24 protein-coding genes and 2 pseudogenes are annotated in these 24,162 nt (G+C 39.9%); 9 read left to right on the forward strand and 17 right to left on the reverse strand.

Features of this window, described 5'->3' with window-relative positions; genetic code table 11:
- Positions 1-300: 300 nt before the first annotated feature.
- From ABD915_RS04330 to ABD915_RS04390, 13 genes are all read right to left on the reverse strand, one after another.
- The gene (locus ABD915_RS04330; RefSeq protein WP_345115655.1) at positions 301-1,002 is read right to left on the reverse strand and encodes a TrbJ/VirB5 family protein; all 702 of its coding nucleotides are present in this window, start codon (positions 1,000-1,002) and stop codon (positions 301-303) included.
- Positions 999-3,470, reverse strand: coding sequence for a VirB4 family type IV secretion/conjugal transfer ATPase (locus ABD915_RS04335; protein ID WP_345115658.1), 2,472 nt, complete (start codon positions 3,468-3,470; stop codon positions 999-1,001). The genes ABD915_RS04330 and ABD915_RS04335 overlap by 4 nt, the downstream gene beginning before the upstream one ends.
- 2 nt (positions 3,471-3,472) lie before the next feature.
- Positions 3,473-3,781 carry a VirB3 family type IV secretion system protein gene (locus ABD915_RS04340; RefSeq protein WP_345115661.1) on the reverse strand — a complete coding sequence of 103 codons (309 nt, stop codon included), beginning with the start codon at positions 3,779-3,781 and terminating at the stop codon, positions 3,473-3,475.
- Between the two features lie 12 nt (positions 3,782-3,793).
- The gene (locus ABD915_RS04345) at positions 3,794-4,114 is read right to left on the reverse strand and encodes a conjugal transfer protein (protein WP_345115664.1); all 321 of its coding nucleotides are present in this window, start codon (positions 4,112-4,114) and stop codon (positions 3,794-3,796) included.
- 153 nt (positions 4,115-4,267) lie between these two features.
- A complete protein-coding gene (gene trwL, locus ABD915_RS04350; protein WP_345115667.1) occupies positions 4,268-4,579 on the reverse strand; it encodes a VirB2 family type IV secretion system major pilin TrwL in 312 nt (103 codons plus the stop codon).
- Positions 4,580-4,720: 141 nt separating this feature from the next.
- Positions 4,721-5,032 carry a VirB2 family type IV secretion system major pilin TrwL gene (gene trwL / locus ABD915_RS04355; RefSeq protein WP_345115670.1) on the reverse strand — a complete coding sequence of 104 codons (312 nt, stop codon included), beginning with the start codon at positions 5,030-5,032 and terminating at the stop codon, positions 4,721-4,723.
- Between the two features lie 115 nt (positions 5,033-5,147).
- Entirely contained in the window at positions 5,148-5,465 is a 318-nt protein-coding gene (trwL, locus tag ABD915_RS04360; RefSeq protein ID WP_345115839.1) for a VirB2 family type IV secretion system major pilin TrwL, read from the reverse strand.
- 157 nt (positions 5,466-5,622) lie between these two features.
- Entirely contained in the window at positions 5,623-5,940 is a 318-nt protein-coding gene (trwL, locus tag ABD915_RS04365) for a VirB2 family type IV secretion system major pilin TrwL (protein ID WP_345115674.1), read from the reverse strand.
- A gap of 125 nt (positions 5,941-6,065) precedes the next feature.
- Entirely contained in the window at positions 6,066-6,389 is a 324-nt protein-coding gene (gene trwL / locus ABD915_RS04370) for a VirB2 family type IV secretion system major pilin TrwL (protein ID WP_345115677.1), read from the reverse strand.
- 125 nt (positions 6,390-6,514) lie between these two features.
- On the reverse strand, positions 6,515-6,835 hold the full coding sequence (gene trwL, locus ABD915_RS04375) for a VirB2 family type IV secretion system major pilin TrwL (protein WP_345115681.1): 321 nt from the start codon (positions 6,833-6,835) through the stop codon (positions 6,515-6,517).
- Entirely contained in the window at positions 6,798-7,097 is a 300-nt protein-coding gene (gene korA / locus ABD915_RS04380; RefSeq protein ID WP_345115683.1) for a KorA family transcriptional regulator, read from the reverse strand. The genes trwL (ABD915_RS04375) and korA overlap by 38 nt, the downstream gene beginning before the upstream one ends.
- A 90-nt stretch (positions 7,098-7,187) precedes the next feature.
- The gene (locus ABD915_RS04385; RefSeq protein ID WP_345115686.1) at positions 7,188-7,874 is read right to left on the reverse strand and encodes a lytic transglycosylase domain-containing protein; all 687 of its coding nucleotides are present in this window, start codon (positions 7,872-7,874) and stop codon (positions 7,188-7,190) included.
- Positions 7,871-8,473 (reverse strand): hypothetical protein, encoded by a 603-nt coding sequence (locus ABD915_RS04390; protein WP_345115689.1) that lies wholly within the window; start codon positions 8,471-8,473, stop codon positions 7,871-7,873. The genes ABD915_RS04385 and ABD915_RS04390 overlap by 4 nt, the downstream gene beginning before the upstream one ends.
- A 127-nt stretch (positions 8,474-8,600) precedes the next feature.
- Between ABD915_RS04390 and ABD915_RS04395 the strand changes: the two genes are divergently transcribed.
- Together ABD915_RS04395 and ABD915_RS04400 are read left to right on the forward strand one after the other, a co-directional pair.
- Positions 8,601-8,888 (forward strand): H-NS histone family protein, encoded by a 288-nt coding sequence (locus tag ABD915_RS04395; protein ID WP_345115691.1) that lies wholly within the window; start codon positions 8,601-8,603, stop codon positions 8,886-8,888.
- 139 nt (positions 8,889-9,027) lie between these two features.
- A pseudogene (locus ABD915_RS04400) lies at positions 9,028-9,415 on the forward strand (recombinase family protein); the annotation flags it as partial.
- Between the two features lie 797 nt (positions 9,416-10,212).
- On the opposite strand, the gene ABD915_RS04405 reads toward ABD915_RS04400, so the two are convergent.
- Complete coding sequence (locus tag ABD915_RS04405; RefSeq protein WP_345115695.1) at positions 10,213-11,493, reverse strand: ubiquinone biosynthesis hydroxylase; 1,281 nt, start codon at positions 11,491-11,493, stop codon at positions 10,213-10,215.
- 183 nt (positions 11,494-11,676) lie between these two features.
- Here ABD915_RS04405 and ABD915_RS04410 point away from each other — a divergent pair, with 183 nt between their 5' ends.
- From ABD915_RS04410 to ABD915_RS04440, 7 genes and pseudogenes are all read left to right on the forward strand, one after another.
- Entirely contained in the window at positions 11,677-14,112 is a 2,436-nt protein-coding gene (locus ABD915_RS04410; RefSeq protein WP_345115697.1) for a DNA translocase FtsK, read from the forward strand.
- A gap of 291 nt (positions 14,113-14,403) precedes the next feature.
- Positions 14,404-14,694, forward strand: a pseudogene (locus ABD915_RS04415) (DNA translocase FtsK); the annotation flags it as partial.
- A gap of 114 nt (positions 14,695-14,808) precedes the next feature.
- Positions 14,809-15,432, forward strand: coding sequence for a LolA family protein (locus tag ABD915_RS04420; protein WP_345115699.1), 624 nt, complete (start codon positions 14,809-14,811; stop codon positions 15,430-15,432).
- Between the two features lie 30 nt (positions 15,433-15,462).
- Positions 15,463-16,272, forward strand: coding sequence for an exodeoxyribonuclease III (locus ABD915_RS04425; RefSeq protein ID WP_345115842.1), 810 nt, complete (start codon positions 15,463-15,465; stop codon positions 16,270-16,272).
- Positions 16,273-16,338: 66 nt separating this feature from the next.
- Positions 16,339-17,820 carry an efflux transporter outer membrane subunit gene (locus ABD915_RS04430; RefSeq protein ID WP_345115702.1) on the forward strand — a complete coding sequence of 494 codons (1,482 nt, stop codon included), beginning with the start codon at positions 16,339-16,341 and terminating at the stop codon, positions 17,818-17,820.
- Complete coding sequence (locus ABD915_RS04435) at positions 17,817-19,043, forward strand: efflux RND transporter periplasmic adaptor subunit (protein ID WP_345115706.1); 1,227 nt, start codon at positions 17,817-17,819, stop codon at positions 19,041-19,043. The genes ABD915_RS04430 and ABD915_RS04435 overlap by 4 nt, the downstream gene beginning before the upstream one ends.
- A gap of 3 nt (positions 19,044-19,046) precedes the next feature.
- Positions 19,047-21,035 (forward strand): MacB family efflux pump subunit, encoded by a 1,989-nt coding sequence (locus ABD915_RS04440; protein WP_345115709.1) that lies wholly within the window; start codon positions 19,047-19,049, stop codon positions 21,033-21,035.
- A gap of 800 nt (positions 21,036-21,835) precedes the next feature.
- Here ABD915_RS04440 and ABD915_RS04445 read toward each other — a convergent pair.
- The 3 genes from ABD915_RS04445 to ftsE are packed head-to-tail and all read right to left on the reverse strand — an operon-like array spanning position 21,836 to position 24,114.
- On the reverse strand, positions 21,836-22,504 hold the full coding sequence (locus ABD915_RS04445) for a YdcF family protein (protein WP_345115711.1): 669 nt from the start codon (positions 22,502-22,504) through the stop codon (positions 21,836-21,838).
- 4 nt (positions 22,505-22,508) lie between these two features.
- Positions 22,509-23,462: a cell division protein FtsX gene (locus ABD915_RS04450; RefSeq protein WP_345115714.1), complete on the reverse strand. Its 954-nt coding sequence runs from the start codon at positions 23,460-23,462 to the stop codon at positions 22,509-22,511.
- On the reverse strand, positions 23,455-24,114 hold the full coding sequence (gene ftsE / locus ABD915_RS04455; protein ID WP_345115717.1) for a cell division ATP-binding protein FtsE: 660 nt from the start codon (positions 24,112-24,114) through the stop codon (positions 23,455-23,457). The genes ABD915_RS04450 and ftsE overlap by 8 nt, the downstream gene beginning before the upstream one ends.
- Positions 24,115-24,162: the final 48 nt, after the last annotated feature.

The following is a 24,162-nucleotide window of genomic DNA, read 5'->3' on the forward strand; positions in this document are numbered from 1 at the left end:
TGACATATGTTTCTGTTGCATTATCAATGTGATTGAACAGTTGCGTAAACATTGTGAAGCTCATGGCATTCCTCTTTAATGAATTTTCACTTTTCCATTATCTTGCAACATGGGTGCGTGTTGTATGCTTTATTTGCATTTACATAATTCACCCCAGCATTTTTCATTGGGATTGGGGTGGATTAAATTCTTGTCTGTTTCTTTAGTACGTTGAGAGAATACTCAAACTTATGTGGTTGGCTTTTCTCGAAAGCGAAGGTAAAAAGAATTGACGGCATAGGAAGAATTATTTAATACTTTTCATCGTATAGATCGTATAGTTGGCATTCCTTTATTTTCACTGTTAAGAATTTTCATATTGCGTTTATATTTTTTTTGGCTGATAAGCTCTCGTTCCGCATTGCGTAAATGCGCAACCAATTGCAATTTTACAGTTTCATTTTGAATCATGGCTAATTCACTTTTAATGTACGCTTGCAATTCGGCAATACCTTTCAAATCTTTCGTTTTGTTGATGTTATCCTTCAGTGATAGAATTTCCTTACTGCGATCATCTGTCTGCTGAAAAGCGTGCAAACTTAGAGCTTTATCGGCTGCCATTGCATACTGGCTGCGTGCTTCGATAGATTTACGTGCCTCATTGATCGAATTAGAAACTTCTTCTTCTTGTAAAATTTTCTCAACTGAAGCCGATATATCAAGATCTTTATTTTTATCTTTATTTTTATTGTAGATTGTTGCTGGATTTTTAAGAAAAAAACTGTCGTAATTCTTTGATTTCGTGCCAAGTTCTCGGTTTTCTGTTATAGAATCATGCATTTTTTTTATTAACTCTAAAAGCTCCGTTTGTTGTGGAGGAGATTTTTTGGGTTGTTCCGATGTTTTTTTTGAAACCCAATTTATTGAGCTTGGTGTCCAGCCCCAATACCAGGATGATGCTACTGTTACATTTGTTGTTCCTAAAATTGCCATTACTACTATTGAAATAATTTGTTTTTTCATGTTTCCCTCCTATCAGTTTTTACATGTTGTAAAAAAATTGGTAACCACACTGCCGGATCATCGCCTACTTTACTGATAATGCTTTCCGCTAATTCTGCGTTGTCAGGTGTACCTGATAATACCAAGAGTTCGTCACTAAAATCACGCTCGATGGTTTTTCCATCGGCTGTCATAGGAAATTTGCCGAGATTTAGCTCTGCGAGTGCGGATTGGTCACCCTGCTTGATGAGGAACTGGCGGCTAAATTCACCAAGTCCTTTAATCAGCTCAAATTCAGCATCTGTTAGTTTGAACCCTTGTGTATAATCTTCGTAATTCGCTTTAGGATTGGCTAGAAAAATGTAAGTTGCGCACTGCTGAATAAGCGTCTTGGCTATATTACTTTCTAAGGCATCACTTGGCTCTTGTGTAGCGTAAACAAAAATACCATTCTGTTTACGAATCGTTTTTTGTTTATTCTTTGCCAAATCCTCAAAATACGGGTCCTGCAAGGGTTTCCAGAACTCATCAAAAATATACATAAAGCGTTGACCGCTAATCATTCCCTCCGTTCGATAAAGCAAATACATCATCACCGGAGTACGAGTCTCTGGGTTATCTAAGAATTCGGTAATATCAAAGCCGTAAATTTGGTGTGTCGAAAGATCAAGTGCATCTTTAGGATTATCAAATAACCATCCATAATCACCACCTTCACACCATTTTATCAAACGAGCGTGAACTGATGGGCGTGCATTATAATCACTTAAATGCGGATTCGGTAAAAATTGTACCAGAAAAGACAAGCGACGCAGAGATCTGTCAATATTGCTACTCATAACAGACATGACGGCTTGGTTAATTTCTTCTTCGTCGCGGTGTGTGACTTCGCCACCAGCTTCTGCTAACTTTTTAACAAACTGTTTTAGAAAAATTAGGTTTTCTTGTGTAGGAGGGAGCTGGAATGGGTTAAAACCACTTTGCTTACCAGCTTTAAATGATAAATATTCTCCCCCCATCGCCCGAATAACAATTTCCATACCACGATCTTTATCAAAAACAACGGTCGTTGGCTTGAACTTTTGTGCTTGCGTTAATAGAAACCCGAGTAGCACTGTTTTACCAGAACCAGACTGTCCGATGATTGCAGTGTTACCAAGGAGACGCTTGTCTGTTGAATCTTCTTCAAGTCTGGAAGCATGAAAATTGAAATAAAGCGGCGTTTTACTGGTTGTTTTGAGAATTGTAACTGCGGGTCCCCATGGATTTCCAGTCGGCTTACCTGACATAAAATTATGAAAGGATGAGAATGACAAAAAATTCAGTGATGTAATTGGTGCTGGACGTGGTCGCCATTTCCAATTTGCAGGAAGCTGCGCCCAATAACCAGCTTCTATGGCTAAATCTACAGGTTTTGGCAATACTGCAACGTCTAGCAATGCTGCACTCGCTTTTGCCATATAATCGCGAACTTGTTGAATTGTATCCCCGTAGAGTGTTAGTGTGCAATGATGTTCCCCCATGACAAAATGCCCACTTACAAGCTGGTTGAGAGCTTCATCAATTTGTTCAATTTGACTCGTTGCCACATCGCGTGCGTCGATAAGATTACGCTGATGTCTCTGCAAATAATCCTTGGCAGCATGTCGCGAGAGTATAGAAAAACTTTGTGTTAAGATGAATTCGAAATCGCTTTCCAGTAAAACATTAAGTTGCCCTGGTTTGGTTGTCGTGTCGTATTCCTTAATTTCTAACATCCCAAAACGGCGTGTTCCAGCAGTCGTACGTAGCTCACCCACTGCACCCCATTTCGAGAAAAAAGGTCGATTGATAGACATATAGTCCGCAAAACGATCATGGCATATTGGCATGGGCCGGTATTCGCCGTTGACAAGCATTCCGAGAAATTCAAGAGCAGAAGAATAGGCATGCCCATTTTTTTCATAAGCACCAAGAAGTTCCGCACCGTAACGTTTCAATGATTGACCTAAAGTGCTATTGATGTCATTGAGCGCTTTGATACATGATTCTTGCCGCATTTTTTTTTGATCGAGCGTTTCGCGTTCATGCTGAGAAAAGAATGACATAACCTTATCGGCTATCGGTTGGAAAACAATCGTCAGATACAGATCATTGACCATTAGGTTATAACCAGTAAAACTTTGTCTATATTTTTCATCAAGTTGATAGCAAAACATTTGATCAAATGTTGAATTGGGATATTCATAAACGCGCCGGCGCACGATATGGGTCCATAGCGATAAATTAGCCGATGCAATACCACGTAGAGTATTGTTTAGCTCTTTTGTCCATTGGAAAATATCCTCTTGTGAAGCACTTTGATGTGAACGCCCATCAATCTTCCAGACCGATAGATATTCTGCATTTTTAGTAGAAATAATCGTATCTGTAATGTGGTGTGAGTAGGGTATGAACAGACTTACTGGCGTTTCTGATGCGAGACGTTTACTGCTTTCAACAGCCGTCATGTTTATCTCCTTTTGCGGTAGTTAGAGGGACTGTAACTTGATGCGCCCCAAAAGGCCTTATTGCGGTTACGAAATTTGGTATCGATCCACAACCACCAGATACGAAATGCTTTATCATCATTCTTGGTGATTTGCGCCATAATGAACCATAGTGGCGGTGCAATTATCCACAAAAAGATATTTACTGTCATAGCAACAGAAGCAACACCTATAACCATAATAATGAGTGGCATCATCGGCACACCCCAAATTGTTGGAACGCGAGTTGCTCCTTTAAATAAAGGAAATGCTTCATGTTTTTGTGGTTTCACGGGCTGCTCCGATTAAGTAATGTAAAACAATATACTACTCAGATAAAATGCTGCACCTGCCATGATGACACTGAACGACCATCGTATGAATGTAGCTTTTGAGATGATGCGAAACAGATAAATCAGAAGTAGAAATAAAAAAATGATAGCGCCAGCAATAGGAATAACCAAACTTAGCCCATATTGCATGCCTATAAAAACATCTATGCTTTTGGTTGTCGATTGAGCATTTGCAGGTTGAGTTGCTAAAAAGATGATCAAAGTAGAAAAAACAGCTATGCTTTCTCTACTTTTACTGTTCATTTTTGTCTGAAGAGCATTTGATTGTTTCATGTTTTAACCCTCACTATAACTGAAGTTGCTGTAAAGAAGCTCCTTCCCTTGCAGCATAAGTAAAATTATCACTGATCTGTTTACACCTGACGCATACAAACCTCACTTTTTACAAAAGAAACATCTTGTATCATACTGGTTTTATAATTGGCTTTAATTAGGAGAGAACAACATCGTGGTGAGTTGAATTGCCGATCCAGCGATAACCACGCCAATTGCCCACCGCACGAATGTATCTTTTTCGATGTAGCGTCCAGCATAACCAATTGCTAAGCACAAAAGGATGACCGCGGCGGCTATGGGGATAATGTTGCCGATAAGGTCGTTCCGCAGGTTTTCTAAAGCTTTTTTAGCATTAGCCAGTTGGGCATATGCAGGATGAGCTACAAAAAGAACAGTCATAGCTGCAGTAATTGCGATAATTCCATTTTTATTTTTTGATGGGAGGTTAATTAATCGCTTCATAAGTCCACTCTTTTTAGATTTTTAAACAACATTTTTCACTTTTCAGCATAAGTGAAGATTATCACTCGCGTATCTACAATTAATGGATAGGTGCTACCTTCGAAAAAGAACGCTTTGCTTCATATTGTTTTACAATATAATTCATTGTGGTTTAAACAACATTGTAGCAAGTTGAGTTGCTGAGCCAGCGATGACAACGCCGATTGCCCAACGCACGAATGTATCTTTTTCAATGTAGCGCCCTGCATAGCCAATTGCTAAGCACAGAAGTATAACAGCAGCAGCTATAGGGATAATTTTTTCGGTAAGGTCATTCTGCAGACTTTCTAAAGCTTTTTTAGCATTCTCTAATTTGGCATATGCAGGATGAGTTATAAAAAAAAACGTTACAGCTGCGGTAGTTGTAATAATTCTATTTTTATTTTTTGATAGGAGGTTAATTAATCGCTTCATATTTTATTCTTTCTATTTATAAATGACATTTCTTTTTTTGTGGTACAAGCGAGGTTTTTATTTATACGTCTACGACTGGTGAACATAGGTCTCGCTTCTGAAAAAACATTTTGTGTTATCCAGCTACTGGTTTAAACAACATTGTAGCAAGTTGAGTTGCTGAGCCAGCGATGACAACGCCAATTGCCCACCGTACAAATGTATCTTTTTCAATGTAGCGCCCCGCATAGCCAATTGCTAAGCACAGAAGGATAACCGCAGCGGCAATAGGGATGATGTTTGCAATAAGATCATCCCGTAATTTTTCTAAAGCTTCTTTGGCGTGCTTTAGTTCGGCATATGCAGGATGAGACATAAAAAATAAAGTTATAGCTGCGATAATTGCCATAATCTTATTATTATTTTTCTCTGATGGAAGATTATTTTGTTTCACATTCTTTGTCTTAATTGAAATTACAGTTGGCACGAATAGCTCCTTTTTCTACCGTAGAAGAAACACTTTCATTGATATGCATGAAATTACTGAAATTCAGCTCTCTCCTTAAATGCAAAGAAACATTTACATGAGATAGTTTCATGCTTCATTTTCGTTATGCTGTTTTGAATAACATGTTGGCAATTTCGACTGCTGATCCAGCAATGACAACACCGATTGCCCACCGTACAAATGTGTCCTTTTCTATATAGCGCCCCGCATAACCAATTGCTAAGCATAAAAGGATGACCGCGGCGGCTATGGGGATAATTACATTCAGTTGGACTTTAAATGCTTCTAACGCATCTTTTGCTTTAGTCAAATTTTGCGCTTGAGCATGGACGGGATACTCAATAAGAAGTACGGTTATAACTGTAACAGCTGCGATGATTTTACTGTTAATCCTCGACTGAGAAACACTTGATTGTCTCATGTTATTTACCCTAATTAAGATTGAAGTTAGCATTAATAGCTCTTTTTCCTGCAGTACAAATACATCCCCATTCTTCCTCAAAATACTGTTGAAGCCGGTATTTCTTTTCGAATAAAAGAGACATTTCATGCCTTTGTAAACAACATTGCAACAATTTCGCTTGCTGAGCCTGCGATAATGACGCCGATTGCCCACCGTACAAATGTATCTTTTTCGATATAGCGCCCCGCATAACCAATTGCTAAACCCAAAAGTATAATGGCAGCAGCTATAGGAATAATTATATCCAGCTGAGCCTTAAATGCATCTAAAGCAGTTTTTGCTTTACCCAAACCGCTTTGTTGTGCTTGGGCATAGACAGGGTGCGCTATAAAAAATACGGTCATAGTTGCAATAGTTGCGGTGATTTTATTACGAACTACTGTCTGAAACATATTGGATTGTTTCATATTTTTTATCCTAATCTAAGACTGAAGTTGTTATAAATGGTCTTTTTTAACAACAGAACTAACTTTGTCATTGATATACGTGAAATTACTGAGATTCAGAACTCCCTACGAACAAACAGGATCTCTCATGCCTTTGCTGTAAATAACATTGTAACAATCTCGGTTGCTGAGCCTGCGATAATGACGCCAATTGCCCACCGTACAAACGTATCTTTTTCGATATAGCGCCCTGCATAACCAATTGCTAAACCCAAAAGTATAACGGCAGCAGCTATAGGAATAATCCCAATTAATTCAGTTTTGAATTTGTCTAAAGCATTTTTTGCATTGTCTAATTTTTGCGCTTGAGCATAAACAGGATGCGCCATGAGAAATACGGCCATAGCCGCAACAGTTGTGGTGATTTTATTACGAACTACTGTTTGAAGCATATCGGATCGTTTCATGTTTCCCCTCTTGATTAAGTTTAAAATTACCATAGGTAACACCTCGCGTATGAAGAAATTTAAAAAGATATTTGGGATCAGCCCAAGTTCTCAGTTTCCCTCTCTGTGTAAGGAGGGTGTATTCGTTTGGTTTGCCAGTTACTGGATCATCTGCAATAAATGTAAAATACCATTCTCTTTCTGAACGCATCACAATTGTAATTTCACGTGCTGCTTTTTGGTTAAATGCTGTGTCAACACTGTTTTGCTCTATCATTTTCATTATTTTAGCCCTCGATTAGAATAGATTCTATCCAATCTTACTAATTAGAGCTTTAATATTCTTTTATCTACTGTTCATCATTGTATCCTATCAAAATTGCAGTTCTAATCCATTATCACTCTCTTCCAAAGAAGAGGCATTTGCTGCTGTAAAAGCATCACGAGCACTACTTGCCTTCTGTGTAAATGCATCTGGCAACTCTTCCGAGACGGTAGAAAGAGCTTCTGTTTTCATTGTCTGTTCTGCTTCTTCCGTATGAAATCCTACAGATTTCTGTGATTCTTGATCTAAACGCGCAGAAGTTTTTGCTCCAACATGTGAGGCAACTTTTTGTTCATAGGCGTTGGCAGAACCATTCTTGAAGTCTGCTGTGTCATAATAGCTTAGTGCAGTTTGCAGTGTAGTTTGTTCAGAGCTATTTTTCGACACAGCATGTTCATAACAATGTTCATAACAGCATACTAAAGCAGTTTGCATAGCTTTGAGATTTTTGCAGGGATAAAATAAGTTAGAAAGAGACATGCTAAACCATTCCAAGTTTCGGGCGTTGATTTGCCCTAAACCCATGTCAAAATTATGACCATTCTGTTTAAGTTGTTTGGTTGTTGCAACGTCCTCTTTTAACATGAAAGGTTGATGTGAGAGTTTGTAATTATCCTTGAAGCCTATTGCATAGATATGACTGCATGATTCTGGCATGACGACAGCTGAAAGCGTCGTGGGGCGAATAGCGTGTGCGTATGCAGCAGCGAGTATCATGAAACTTGAAACAGTCATTGGCAATACACCTGATCAGCAGTTTTATCGATAGAATCGTCAATACTGTACGGATTTTCTAAATACCACGCTGTATTGCTGTAGATTCGTAGAATGAGACCGCACAGCCCAAAATCTTGTTTCTTGTAACGATGGATTTTGTTGTTTCTGAAAACGCTTTTGATACATATCAATATGCGCTTAACGGCACAAATATGCGAGACAAAATAGAATATATCACGCCAGCTGATATTATAATCATTGAGGTTATAAAAAGAGGAAGGGCATCTAAACCATAGACATTCCTGCCGCTTCATTGCGGTTGGTTGTGTAATATAATTTTCTGCACGTTCCAGTCTTTTTTTGTATGGCTGATATGGAACAGAAATCGATTGTATATAAAAGTGCTTTTTATTGTTATGCGTAGAGGGCTTGTCCTTTGTCAAAGTTTGCCATAATTTATAAAATGGCGATTTATATTCACTTTCGACTGCTGCTTTATGGGCATCAGAGAGACGCAATAGCGTCTTCATACCCAGATTACCAATTTCAGCAATCGAACTGAAAAAGGATACGGCAGTGGTAACTGAGGCACAAATAAACAATCTTTCTTGGTTCAAAGCACAACTCCGTGAAAGTGATATATTCATCGTAATCTTAATTTCGATAACAAATAGGCAAAAATTGTCTATAATTGTGTTTAAAATATGGCGAAGTGCAATTCTTTTTTGCAAGGGGAGTATTAAAGTGAATAATCTCAAAAATATGAATCTTGATGAGCTACAAGAGATGCGGATCCAAATCGATGCAGAATTGAAAAGGCGGCAAGCAAAGGAGAAGCAGAATGCTCGGAGGAAAATTCTTGAAATTGCTAGTGCACATGGAATTAATATCGCTGATCTTGTGAGCAAAGAGCGTCATTATAGAAATCCCAATAACCAATGGGAACTATGGAATGGACGTGGACGTAAACCTAAATGGATTAAAGAATGGTTGGAAAATGGTTATGCGCTTGAAGAACTAGAAGTAACATAATTTGTAAGGTGTGAGGATCTCGAGAGATAAACATGTGTTTTTTCTGCAATATGATGCATTAAGATATAAGGCTAATGCGTTAAAATGTTGGGGCTTTAGCAGTTTACTTGTAATCTATCTATATCTTTGTAATCTTATCATGGATAGAGTTGTTGGGATAGGTAAAGGCAGCTCAAGTTTTGGGTGTTTCGATCTGCACCCTACGCCGTTGCAAAGGTGAAGGCGAAATTATTTCTGAACATACGGCAGGATGTTACTGCTGTTATGACCTTTCCAAGCTGAGACTTGAGCTTTTTCGTTCGAGAGAACTGTCTCAAAGAAAAACCATTGTGTATACTCGTGTTCGTGTATCGAGCAATGATCAAAAAGACGATTTAGAACGACAAAAACAGGTTTTCAAGCTTTATGGAGCAAGCCAAGGCTGGATTTATGAACTCATCTCTGATTTGGAATCAGGGATGAATTATCGTAAAAAGGGTCTTAAACGTTTATTGGATGCTCTCATTGAAAATGAAATTGGTCGTTTGGGTGGTTGAATAAAGCCCATATGAAGCGCGAATGTGTTCTTTCATAAGAACTGTGCTTTTGGCATATATATCCTTATGGCGCTGAAATGCTGCTCTATAGAGCAGCAGTTGAATGCTTTTATGAATTTTACTCCAATATCTTTCTGGAGGGGGACTGTCTATCAGATGTTAGCTTGTGTGTCTTACCATTTATCTAGCATAGATGAGAATGTCTTGAAAAATTTCATTTTTCTGTAATTGGTGTTGATTAGAGCACTTTTGTTTTGATAGAGTATTTGTGATAGGTGGTGTTATGTTTCTCACTAAAATTGATGATGTGGGTCAATTTAAAGCGTGCGTGAAGGCTGAAAGGAGAAACTCTCTTCCGGTTTGTCTGTTTTTTTAAGAGAGTGGTAGAAGGGGGGATTACATGCAAAATAGAACACCATTGTATTGCGAGTTCGGGCTTGTTTTAAAGAAACCTTTCTTAAGGCACCCAAGCCCATTCCACAACGGCGCTCGTGAATGGTTTTGTTTGATTCATCATGAATAGATTGGAAATGAGAGAATCTTGCGATATTCAGGTTTCTCATTCAAGTTGCAAAAAAGATAAATTATTATCATAAATCAATGTATTACATGAATGATTCATCAACTCTTGTGATGGTGTCGATTGTAGACAACTTTATTATCGTATTGTGATAAACTCTAGAAAAATTTTGGTACTTTGAAAATGAACAAAGTGGGTTATCTTAGTAAAAACGAGTCTCGTTCATAGATTGCAAAAAATGTGATAGTGCAATTTTGTGCTTATTTTTTTAGAGTGGGAAGCCGTGTAGCAGACGTGGGGCATTAGGGGTGAGTCCGGAAGCTTCTTGAATGAAATATTTTTTTATTTTTGGTGTTTGATTGACAATTCCAAGGCCAGCATCGCGGAGTATTCGCAACAGAAGGTTGTCATTGGAAAAGAGTTGGTTAAGCCAGTCATTGCTCAAGGCCATACGTACAATTTCAAACCGTCTCCAGCTTTGATAGCGCTCTAAAGCAGTGAGGGATCCAATATCAAGACCCAAGCGCGCTGTTTCAATAATGACTTCGGCGAGTGCAGCGCTGTCGCGTAACCCTAAGTTAAGTCCTTGTCCTGCAATGGGATGGATTGTATGTGCAGCATCGCCAATGAGTGCAAAACGCGGTTTAATGCATTGACGTGTTAAAGAGAGGCGCAAGGGAAAAGCTTGGCGTTTGCCATTCCACGTGAGTTTTCCAAGTCGATGACCAATGCGTTTTTCGAGTTCCGTTTCAAAAATAAGAGCATCAGCATTGAGGTAATATTGTGCAGTTTTATGGTCTTCATTCCATACAATGGCAGATCGATTGCCTTTGAGAGGGAGAAGAGCGAAAGGGCCAGCAGGTAAGAAATGTTGAATTGCTTGGCCGTGATGAGGTTTTTCATGTTCAATCGTGCAGATGATTGCTGTTTGTTTATAGGGATGAAAAGAGTTTTTAAGTCCTGCTTTTTCGCGTAATTTTGAATGTGCTCCGTCAGCTGCAATGAGCAACTTTGTTTGCCAAATTTTTTTATTGCTTAAAGTGACAGTTGTGTATTGCTCTTCTTGATGAAAATCAACAACACGCGTATTTGCGAGGACAGGGATGCTTAGATCTTTTGCACGCTTTTTTAAAACACTGATGAGCTCTTTATGTTCCACTATAGCGGCAAAGGGTTCATTGGGGGTAACATCTCCTTCAAAGGTTAAAAGCGTTGGTTTGACAGGATCATTTGTGTATGCATCTGTGATGATCATGGAATGAATAGGTTGGGCATAGGGTTTTATATGTCCCCAACATTGTAATTGTTTCAACATACGAATAGAAGCAGCAGCAAGAGCTAGTGCTCGTATATTGGAAACAGGCGTATCCTCTCGAGGAGCAGCATCAACGATATTGATTTTCAGATCAGGGGCAGCTTGTTTGAGTGCTACTGCTAGCGTCAGACCAACAATTCCACCGCCTGCAATGAGGAGATCGCATTGTTTTATGTTTTTATGAGAGCTTATATTTTTATTGGATTTTACACCTTTATTGAGATCAGAATACACAACGCTCTTTCCATTGTTCGCAGGTTGTTCGCTCTTAGACGAAAAGGGTATCTTTCTTTCATATCACTTTTTATACGATATTATAAGGGGGGGGATGATTGTGATGGTTAAAACTGTATTAATATTTTGCTGTCATAATTTTATAACTTTTTAATATGAAAGTTTTGTATTTGGAATTAATGGATGCACCAGAGTTCTTCCCCTTATGATTCATTAGAAGCGCGAAATTTTCAAGGTTCGCGGCTCATTGGAATGTTTTTACGCCAGATTGGTGTCTTTATTGGGCTTGGACTTTTGGGTTTCATTGTTTTTTGCGTTTTTGCTTTGGCAACTTGGAATGTTGCAGATCCCTCATTAACGCATGCAAGTACAAGTGAGATTACAAATTTTATGGGATGGCCAGGGGCAATTTTCTCAGATTTTTTTATGCAATTTTTTGGTTTAGCAAGTCTTGGTGTTTTGTTGCCGCCATTATTTTGGTCGTTTCTTTTGCTGGCACAAAAAAATATCCACAATTTGATCTTTCGCTTTTTCTTGTGGTTAGTCTCAACGATTTGTTTTTTGGTTGCTTTTGCTCTTATGACACCTGTTGCATCTTTTACGCATTGGCCATTGCCGATGGGCTTGGGAGGCGTTTTGGGTGATAAAGTTTTAAGTATCGCTTCTTTAATCTTCCCTTTCCCTCTCTCTTCTTTTCAGAATATGTTCTTGGGCGTTGCTCTTATCGTTTTAGGTTTTCTCATGGCTGCTTTTGCTGGCAATGTAGTGTGGCGGCGCCAGATAAATAAAAGAAAAGCGAAAAATGCTCAGAAAAACCAAATCATGGATCAAGTCTTCGATGTGTCAGAAGAGACAGAAGCTGCCACAGAGGAAATACAGCACGGCTTTTTTACCACAGCTTTTGGTGCTGTTTTACATCTTTTTTATTTTTTACAAGCGCGTTTTTTTCACCTTTTCTCTTTCAAAAAACAATCTAAAAAACAAAAAAAACCCTTTGATCGTATTGAACCAGTTTTTTTTGATGAAAAAACAAAATGTGAAGGATCTCAAGGCAAGGCACCCGATTCTCCCCGAAAAAGCCGTGTTTTCAAGCCTTTAACAGCTTCTTCAAATGGTGGTTTTCTTCTTCCACTTTTGGATTATCTTTCGGTTTCTCCACCAACCGCGAGGGATGAAAAACTTTCTCCTTCAGTCTTAAGAGCAAATTCTCAGGAACTTGAGGGTATTTTGTTAGATTTTGGAGTCAAGGGGCAAATTATTGATGCGCGTCCTGGTCCGGTAGTGACTTTGTATGAATTTGAACCGGCTGCCGGCATTAAGTCTTCCCGTATCATTGGTCTGGCAGATGATATTGCACGCTCTATGCGTGCGATTTCAGCTCGTGTTGCTGTGGTTCCAGGGCGCAATGTGATTGGAATAGAATTGCCTAATGCAAAGCGTGAAATGGTTTATTTACGGGAAATGTTGCAGGCGCAAGAGTTTATTGACAGTAAAGCAAAACTAGGACTTGCTTTAGGCAAGACAATAGGTGGTGAAGCGGTTATCGCGGATTTAGCAAAAATGCCGCATCTTTTGGTAGCAGGTACAACAGGATCAGGAAAATCTGTTGCCATTAATACGATGATTTTATCGCTTCTTTATCGGATGACACCTGAGAAATGCCGTCTCATTATGGTGGATCCAAAAATGCTTGAACTTTCAGTTTATGATGGCATTCCACATTTGTTAACACCCGTGGTAACAGATCCTAAAAAAGCTGTGATTGCGCTTAAATGGGCTGTTCGTGAAATGGAAGAGCGCTACAGTAAAATGTCAAAACTTGGCGTCCGCAATATTGATGGATTTAATGCACGTCTTAGGGAAGCAGGAAGTCAGGGAGAAACAATGGTGCGTACAATTCAAGTTGGATTTGATTGTGAGACCGGTGAGCCCCTTTATGAAACGGAAACACTTGATTTTAGTCCTATGCCCTACATTGTTGTCATTATTGATGAAATGGCTGACTTGATGATGGTGGCTGGCAAAGACATTGAAGGAGCGGTTCAACGCTTAGCGCAAATGGCACGCGCTGCCGGTATCCATGTAATTATGGCTACACAGCGTCCTTCGGTAGATGTGATTACTGGAACGATTAAAGCCAATTTCCCTACACGCATTTCTTTTTCTGTGAGTTCAAAAATTGATAGCCGAACAATTCTTGGTGAGCAGGGAGCCGAGCAATTGTTGGGACAAGGAGATATGCTCTTCATGATGGGAGGTGGGCGTATTCAGCGTGTTCACGGACCCTTTGTAGCCGATGATGAAGTGGAGCAAGTTGTGGCGCATCTTAAAGCACAAGCACGGCCTGATTATTTGGAAACCATTACCCAAGAGATTGCAGAGAATACGGAAGATGTTTCTTTTAACGCGCCTTCAGAAGATGACCCATATAGTCAAGCTGTTGCTGTGGTTCTTCGTGATCGTAAGGCTTCGACCTCTTATATTCAGCGCCGTTTAGGCATTGGCTATAACCGTGCTGCTTCACTGATTGAGCGTATGGAAGAAGAGGGGATCATTAGTCCAGCAAATCATGCGGGAAAACGCGAGATTTTGGTGCCTGCTGAAGAAGAACGCTTTTGAAATAAAAAGCTCTTGATAGTTTTTTTAAACAATAGATTTTAAAGAATTCTATGAATTCATCATTTCTGTTTATCTTAAATGAATATATAAATAATTGGAACCGTTTTTATAAAAGCGTTTTTTACCACTAAAAAAGCAACGATATTAACTGAAATCATTGTTTGTAGGTATTTAATTTTCTTGTTGAGCATTGGCTATAACAGTGCTATTTTGCCCCTTGAATATATAGAAGAAGAAAGCATTGTTAATTCAGCAAATCATGCGGGAAAATGTGAGGTTTTAGTGTCTGCGCAAGCGCAAGCAGAGACTGATTATTTGGAAACTCTTACGCAAGATATCGCAGGGAATACGGAAGGTGTTTCTTTTACCATACCTTCAGAAGATGATTCCTATAGTCAAGTTGTTGCTGTTGTTCTTCGTGATCGTCAAGCTTCGACCTCTTATATTCAGCGCCGTTTAGGTATTGGATATAATCGCGCTGCTTCACTGATTGAGCGTATGGAAAAAGAGGGGATTATTAGTCCAGCGAATTATGTGAGTAAACGTGAGGTTTTGGTGTCTGCTGAAGAAGAACGCTTTTGAAATAAAAAGCTCTTGATAGTTTTTTCAAACAATATCTTTCTTTTGTAAAGGAGGGTATTTATTCAGTGTTTGCTACTTTATTGTAAGGTAAAACTGTACTGCTTTGGAGCTTTTATGAAAACGTTTTTTTTACCACAAAAAAGAATCTTTAAGAGAAGATGCTTTGGATTTGTTGGAATCATTGTCTTTTGTTGCTTAACGTTTCCTGCTTTTTCGCAATCATATAGTAAAGTGACACAGGCGCAAAATGTCGCCAATCGCTTTACAGCAATTAAAACAATGACAGGTGATTTCATTCAGTTTAGTCCAAAGGGAAAAATGTCTCAGGGGACATTTTATTTAGAGCGTCCAGGGAAAATTCGTTTTATTTACAAAAAAATACCCTTACAGATTATTGCAGATGGTCAATTTGTGGGCATTAACAATCGCGCTCTGAATACTTGGAACTTCTCACAACTTTCTCAGACCCCGATGAAGTTTATGTTAGATGATAAAATTGATGTATCATCAGGGCGTTTATTGGCATTTCGTGAAGATCCGGGGGCAGTGACAATCGTTTTGCAGGATAAAAGCATTGGGGCAGGACAGATAAGGATGGTTTTTGATTCTAAAAATTATACTCTACGGCAATGGACAATTGTTGATCAACAGAATTTGGAAACAACTGTTCAAATCATGAATGTGCGGACAGGCGTGAGATTTGCTGATGGAATGTTTACACTTCCTTCGAAAAAATAATGTGGTGTTGCGTTATGGAGATTGAAACGAATGTTTTTTCGTATTGCAACTTGGAATATTAACTCTATTCGTTTGCGTCTTGCACAGGTTTTTCAATATTTAGAGCTCTTTTCCACAGATGTTTTGTGTCTACAGGAGACAAAATGTCCAGATGCTTGCTTTCCATGTGAAGCTTTTGAAGCAGCGGGGTATCAGTATATCGCATTGAGTGGACAAAAATCTTACAACGGTGTGGCGATTGTTTCGCGTGTGCCTTTTAAGAGCGTTGAAAAGCGCTTCTTTTGTCAAAAGGAAGACTGTCGTTATATTTCAGTTATCGTTGAAACTTGTGGCAAAAACATGCGAATTCATAATTTCTATGTTCCTGCTGGCGGTGATGTGCCTGATGCTGATGTGAATGAAAAATTTCGACATAAACTTGATTTTTTAGAAGAAATGTCTTCTATCCCAGCAGATCAGGGAGATGGACTCTCTTCTCTTTTAGTGGGTGATTTGAATATTGCTCCTTTGCCAGAGGATGTTTGGTCTCACCAGCAATTGTTGAAGGTTGTAAGCCACACCCCAATTGAAACCGACCGTTTACAAGCTTTATGCTGTCAAGGTGGGTGGGTGGATCTGGTGCGTAGGCATTTTCCTGTTCCTGCCAAGCTTTACACATGGTGGAGTTATCGTGCACGCGATTGGGCTCTTGCTGACCGTGGGCGGCGGCTCGATCATATTTGGTCTTCTCCAGATTTAGCGCCTTTTGTTGCTGATCTTTCGATTTTTCGTGACGCACGGGGATGGGAGCAGCCGTCAGATCACGTTCCAGTACAAACTGTATTTGATTTTTCATGCTGAATTTGAAATAAGTATTTAGTAAATAAAATATTAATAAATTGATTCTGAAAATATGTAGGAGAGTGGATGCATATCAGAAATTTAAAGTGTATTACTTCGAAAAACTTATTTTATAGTGCTCTTTTATGTTTTTTTAGTCTTTCAGGATGTATGGTTGGTCCTAATTATCAGAAAACATCTTTTCATGTACCAGTAGTTTGGGGACAGAAATCTACACAAATATCTGGGGATTCGGTTACGCTTGCAGGATGGTGGCGGCGTTTGAATGATCCTGTTTTAAATCTGTTAATAAATTATGCGATTTCTGGAAATAATGATGTTGCCGTTGCTAAAGCACGAATTCGCGAAGCGCGCGCTGGTTTAGGGCAAGCCGTGGGATCTCTTTTGCCAAATGTATCCAATTCAATTTCCGGAACCCGTAGTTCTGGGCAATCTGATACTTCTTTAACGCAATACCGTGGTGGTTTTGATGCAAGTTGGGAGCTTGATCTTTTTGGTGGGCATAAACGAGGCGTTGAAGCCGCACGTTATGGTCTTGAAGCCGCCGTGGAAGATATGCGTGCTACAATGGTCACGCTGTTGGGAGATGTGGCAACAAATTATGTTCAAGTGCGCGGTTGGCAACAAAAGCTGTTGATTGTGCGGCAAGTTGCTGCATCACAGCGTAAAACATATGAATTGATGCGTGCTAGATTAACAGCTGGTGATGTTGCTGAGCTTGATGTTTCAAATGCACGAGCGCAAATGGCCAATACCGAAGCGGATATATCACAGATGGAAGCCAATTTGGCAATGGGTATTCATCGTCTTTCTGTCTTAACTGGTCGTGTGCCTACAGCTTTGAAGGATCTTTTGCAAAAAGACGCTAGACGGGCAAAAATCCCGCAACCACATTGGCCGATACCAGCAGGAATTCCTGCTGATATTTTGTTAACACGTCCGGATTTACGACGGGCAGAGCGTCAATATGCGCAAGCCACAGCGCGAATTGGTCAGCGTGAAGCAGAGCGTTATCCATCCATTACTTTGACAGGTAATATTTCAACAGCGGCAACCGAAATTGGTCAATTGTGGAAAAACTCGACAATTGGATGGTCTTTTGGACCTGGTCTTCGTTTTCCCTTCTTTAACGGGGGACAACTGGCTGCTTCTGTTACGGTAGCACGTGCGCAGCGTGATCAAGCTTTTATTGCTTATCGGGCTGCTGTGTTAGGAGCTCTAGAAGATGTAGAAAATGCGCTCGTGAAATTGACTAAAGAACGTCAGCGCCTAGAAAAACTTGTCATTGCAAATGCAGCTTCTTTGCATTCTTTAAAGCTTTCAAGGAGCCTTTTTGAAAATGGAAATACCAGTTTCCTTGAATTGTTAAACGCTGATCGTTCTTATTATTCTTCACAAATGGCACTTAAAGATAGCCGCATTTCCTTAGTTACTCAATATATTGCACTGATGAAAGCATTGGGGGGTGGTTGGGATGGCGTTGTTGATGTATCCCACCCTGAAATAGTTGATGGTGCACCCCGTTCGCATATGAAGGTAGGGCAATGAAAAAAAGTTTAATCAAAAATTTCATTATAAAACACAAAAAACTTTCCTTCTTTTTAACCGCTATATTCCTTATTTTCTTGTGGTTATGGTTGCGTTCTGTTTTCTGGGGAACATCATCGCCGGATTATATGACAGCGGTGGTAAAACGGGGTGATATCGAGGAAAGTGTTTTGGCTTCTGGTCTTGTGCGTCCTTATCGGTTGGTGGCTGTTGGTGCGCGCGCAACAGGGCGTGTGGTGTCAATGCGCGTTTCCCCTGGGAGTGTTGTGAAAGAAGGCGATCTCTTGGCAGAAATTGATCCTACAGATCAGGAAAATGATTTAAAAAGAAAAAAAGCAGCATTATCGCATTATTATGCGAGTTTGGTAGAACAAGAAGCTTATCTCGATCTTGCACAGAAAAATTTAGTGCGTCAGAAAAAAATGATCGAAACACGTGCGGTTTCACGGGCGAACCTCGATGAGGCTGCAACACAGGTAAAAATACGCGAGGCGCAAATTGAACAACTTCGTCAGCAGATTGTGCAAGCACAAATTGATGTGGAGAGTGCAGAGGTCAATTTAGGTTATACACGCATCACTGCCCCTTCAGCGGGAACGGTTTTGGCAACAGTTGTGGAAGAAGGGCAAAATGTCAATGCGGTTCAGTCGGCGCCAACAATTGTTATTTTGGGTGATTTATCAAAGATGACGATCAAGGCGCAAATCTCAGAAGCTGATGTTCTTAAAGTTCAGGCTGGACAACCTCTTTATTTTACAGTTCTAGGTAATTCTCAGCGTCGTTATGAAGGCATTTTAGAAAAGGTAGAACCGGCTCCTGAAGCAATTCGTGCTGATGTGAGTATTAATCCTGGTATGGTAGGTGGTTCTAGTGCTTTAATATCGTCGGCTATCTATTACAATGGAATTCTACATGTTGATAATGCGGACAATTTTCTGCGCACTTATATGACTGCGCAAGTCCATATTATCTTAGGTCGTGCTCAAAATGTCTTGTTGATTCCAAGTGATGCTTTGCGTGATGAGACAAAAGAGCATAAAGCATGGGTTTCTGTTTTGGAGGGGCAAGACAAGGTGGTGGAAAAAGAGGTGGTCGTTGGGCTTAATAACAAGGTGATGGCAGAGATCGTTTCAGGACTGAAGGAAGGCGATGTGGTTATCACGGGCTTGCGTAATGGAATGATGCCAGAGTCTTCTGGTGCACATAATGAAGATGAGATATAAACTATGAAAACAAAGCAAGCAGATGCTGTCTTCGTTTTGGAAAATATTGTACGCAAATTTCCTGCCGGCGAGACATTCGTTACTGTTTTGAAAGATATCAATCTCACTATTAAGCGCGGTGAAATGGTGGCAATTGTGGGAGCTTCTGGTTCAGGAAAATCCACGTTGATGAACATCTTAGGGTGTCTTGATCGACCAACTTCGGGGCGCTATTGGATCTCAGAGAAAGAAATAGCCTCCCTTTCCGCTGATGAATTGTCAGCTTTGCGGCGTAATCATTTTGGATTTATTTTTCAGCGCTATCATTTGTTGAATGAATTGACAGCTCTTGGTAATGTTGAAATTCCAGCTATTTATGCAGGGTGTGCACCGGAGGTGAGAAAAAAACGTGCACAGGATCTTTTAACGCGCTTGGGTATGGGGGATCGGGTGAACCATCGTCCAAACCAGCTGTCAGGTGGTCAACAACAACGTGTGTCTATTGCTCGTGCTCTCATGAATGATGCAGAGGTCATTCTGGCAGATGAACCAACCGGTGCATTAGATAAACAGAGTGGTCAAGAAGTGTTGCGTATTTTGGATGAGCTTCATCAAGAAGGGCGCACCATTATCATTGTGACCCATGATATGCAAGTGGCTGAAAGAGCAGATCGTATCATCGAAATTAGTGATGGGGAAATTATTGCTGATAATGTTTCAAAGGCTGTAAAAACAAAAGCTAACAGTAAAGCTCTTCCTGAAACACGAAGTCTAAAAACCCCAAAATTAATGGGTTTTTTTCGTTCTTTCGCGGAGCGTTTTCGTGAGGCGTTTGTCATGGCTTTGTTGGCAATGAATGCGCATCGCATGCGAACTTTTTTAACAATGTTAGGGGTGATTATCGGTATTGGTGCGATTATTGCAATGGTCGCTTTGGGAAATGGTACACGAGAAAAAATCCTAGAAAATTTTAAGAGTTTGGGTTCCAATACATTGACAATTTTTCCTGGAAAAAGCTTTTCTGATCCACAAGCAGAGAAAATAACCAGTTTGGTGGAAGCTGATGCAGAAGCTCTCTCTGGATTACCTTATGTTGCTGGCGTGACACCTCAAGTTTCAGCAAGCGCAACGGTGCGTTTTGATGCAGTTGAAGTCAATGCTGTGATTATGGGGGTGGGAGAACAATTCTTTCAGACACAGGGGCTCAAAGCTATTAAAGGGCGGTTGTTTGATCAGAAAAGTGTGCACGACCGAGCGGTTGATCTCGTGATCGAAAAAGAAGCACTTGCTGTCCTTTTTCCCCATAGTCGTGAGAGCCCCCTTGGAAAAGTGGTGCATGTGGGTAATGTTCCTGCGCGTGTTATTGGTGTTGTGGAACCGCAAAATAACGCAAATGGAGGCGCATCAAATACGTTGCAGATCTATTTGCCCTATACTACAGTGCAAACACGTTTTCTTGGAACAACAGAAGTCCGTGCAATTACGGTTAAAATTGCTGAAGACGTCGATTCACATTTAGCGGAGAACATGGTAAAACGTTTTCTCATTATGCGCCATGGTGGGGAAGATTTCTTCATTAGAAATTCCGAATTCTTTCTTAATCGTATCATGGAGAGTACACATATTTTAACGCTTTTAGTCTCTTCTATTGCAGCCATTTCACTGATTGTGGGTGGTATTGGAGTGATGAATATTATGTTGGTTACTGTTTCTGAGCGGATTAATGAAATCGGAGTAAGGATGGCTGTGGGCGCACGACAGAGCGATATTTTGCAGCAATTTCTCATTGAAGCAATTTTGGTTTGTGTAATTGGTGGTGGTTTGGGAATCCTGTTTGGATTTTCTATTGGGGGCTTGTTTCTTCTGTTTAAGGCACCTATCCACTTGGTTTATACGATTGATTCAATTATCCTCTCTCTTACTTTTTCAACTCTTATTGGAATATGTTTTGGTTTTTCACCAGCAAGGCAGGCTTCACGGCTTGATCCCGTTGTTGCTCTCTCACGCGATTAGGCTTTGACAATTGCAGGGGATATGTTTGTTGTTTGTGAGTGCATACTGGATAAAGTGTTCGTAAAAAGGGCATTGATCAGGAAAGTAGTGCTGTATGGCATGCCTGTTTTCATAAAACAGCCGGGAGGTATGGTTGAGGGAAATGGAAGCTTTTTCTGTTACTCTTTATCGTGATAATGAAAAGTGTGTGAAGTGGTTTCCATAAGGTTCCTATACAAGGATTTTTTGTCCTCTTTAATGGCGAATATTCGTTACAGATTTCCTTTGATGATGAAGTTTTTGCAATGAGATATTTTCCTTTTTAAATGGTTAGGCAATGGAACCAGTCCTATAAAATTGCATCTGGAAAATTATCATAGGCGCTGGCGTAAAGCCCTTTAAATCCTTTGATTGTATTGCGCAAAAGTATTTCAACTTATTAAGTTGCCAAATAACTAGCATAATGCAAAAAATGGATTTGGTTTGTGATACAATTAATGCGTAATGCGAAAATCTTGAACAACGGAGCAAAAAATGTTCTTTGGAGAAGTTGACGGAGTTTGTTTCGGAGGCAAAAAAGAAGACAAACACTGCTGCAAAAAAATATTCTAGAAAATATGCGTTATTAGGTTTCAAAGAGAGTCTTTATCAGAAATGCATGATTGATATCAAAAAGGGATTGGTATGAAGAGAGTGCGGTATTGGTAATGAGTTTTGTGTAAAGAATCTATCCTTGTTTATGATCTAAAATGTTCTTTTCAATACGGCTTATATAGTGAAGAAGCTGGTTGGGAGGTTTTCAGAAAACCAGTGTGAAAAGATCAGAATGTTGTTCTGATGTATACTCCGATCATTTTAATATATTCGAATACAAGAATGCGTATTTGATTGATCTGTTGTATTGTGCTTTCCGTGTCGTTCTTTTTAACGGGATAGGCAATGAAATTTATCTCAGGCATGAGATATTTAAGTTCACGCAAGGAACGCCACATGTGGTAATCATGGGTGACGATATAAACTGTGTGGTAGTGATGTTTTTTAATCCAAGCCGCGCTTTCTTCAGCGTTCCCTTTGGTGTTGGTCGCTTCATGTCCGATGTCAACGCAACAGGTAAAGAGCTGCGGGGTGATATGCGTGCTGTACTTTAGTCTCTGGAGATTGGTTGTTGTGTTTACTCCACTGATCAAAAGCCGCGAACCAAGCCTCTTTTGTAAGAGATCCAGACCTGTTTCTATTCGGTTTTCTCCCCCCGTAAAAACGATGATTGCATCTGCTTTCGGCAAGGGACTTGGTGGTTGAAGCCGCTCAGTTCTCTCAGAAAAAATGACAAAACCAGCGCAAAAAAAGAGAACAATTATTAAAAGAGAAAGTGCTGTCGGCGGAAAATAGCGAAACCAGCAGCAAGGATGCCAGAGACTCGTGCGCTTGGAGCGAGAGTGTTCCAGATTGTCTTGTGTCAATGATCTGAAATTATATGAATTGTGGGTCATAAAATTAAAATAAGCCGTTTTCACATTGATCAATTTTTTTAAGTTGTGCCAAAATAGTCATTCGGTTTGTCAGCATGGTCAGAAAAGAAACAAACAGAATAAGGCCAATGATTTTTCCATAGGGAATGGAGCTTATGGAAAAATGTCCAAATAAAGCGGTTACTTGGTTGGCTTCTACTGTCCCTAGATTATAGTTTGTCCAGACAGAGAAAGCAGAAAACAGCAATGCGCTTGTAGCACCACCATATAATGCACCGCGTAGCGCAGTTTTAAAAAAATGCCAATCAAATTGTCGCGCAATGAAAAGAGTTTCAGTGCCTAGGAAGTAAAGGACATTGATAATATGCGCATTCTCTGCCAGTGCATTGCGTGTGGCAAAGATAACTGTGAGTATCAGTGAGCTTAAAACCAGTATTAAAATTGAAAAACCAATGAAAACAGTTGTGTGTGCCATTTTTGCAAAACGGTTTACCCAAACACGGTGATCATCAAATTGACCTCCTGGAATTTGTGTTTTAATGGCATGATTAATGGCGCTAAAGTTGATCTCTGCATCCTCTTGCAATGTGACAATGATAAGGCGGGGAAGAGGCAGTTCATTTAAGCTTAAACCCGTTCCAAGCCATGGTTCGAGCAATTTTTCAGTGGCTTTTTGATCAACAATTTTGGCGTTTTGTACACCATGAAATGTCTTAACCAAATTAACCGCATCATGAAGAGCTTTCTCGATATCAACATTTTCAATAGGGCGTATTTGAATTGTTGCTTCATAGCTAATTTGATTGCTCCAACTATTCGCAGCACGTTGCACAAAATCAACACCGATCAATGTCAAACTTGAGAGAAATGTCATAATAGCAATGACTGCAACAAGTGCTTGTCCAGAAATGTTACCGCTGGGAATGATAGGCGTTGCATGTTTTTTATCGCTTGTAAAAATTGAAAAAGACTTATTCATGAATTGTCATCCGTCCGTTATGAAGAAGCATACGCCGTGCTGCCACTTGTTCCATTAGTGCGATATCATGGGTGGCGATGACGACCGCTGTTCCAAAACGGTTTAATTCAATAAACAAGCGGAGAAGGCGTTTTGCCAAAGGTGGATCAACATTTCCTGTGGGTTCATCAGCCAGAAGGATTTCAGGTTGATCAATAAGTGCACGTGCAATCGCTACCCTTTGTTTCTCTCCACCGGAAAGAACTGGTGGTAAAACATGAATATGATTTCCAAGACCGACCCAACAGAGAAGATCTTCCACTTCACTGCGATAAGTTGCTTCTTCTTGTCCCTTAATGCGTAAAGGTAAAGAGACATTTTCATAGGTGGTCATGTGATCAAGCAGACGAAAATCTTGAAAGACAACCCCAATGCGTTGTCGTAGGGCGGGGAGCTCTTGTCGTTTGAGTAATGCTGTATCGTTTCCGAAGAGATCAATATGACCACGGGTGGGTTTCAACGCCAAAAACATAAGACGCATCAATGATGTCTTACCCGCTCCAGAAGCGCCGGTTAAAAACTGAAATGATCCAGGAGGAATATGAAAGCTGATATCACGGAGAACTTCAGGGCCCATTCCGTAGCGTAAACCAACGTTTTCAAAATGAATCACTTTTCGTTACCACTTCTGTTTTTATCTTGCGTTATTGTAAAGACCTTT

Origin of the sequence: Bartonella jaculi, from assembly GCF_039543045.1 — a bacterium.
In the GTDB taxonomy this organism is placed as follows: Bacteria; Pseudomonadota; Alphaproteobacteria; order Rhizobiales; family Rhizobiaceae; genus Bartonella; species Bartonella jaculi.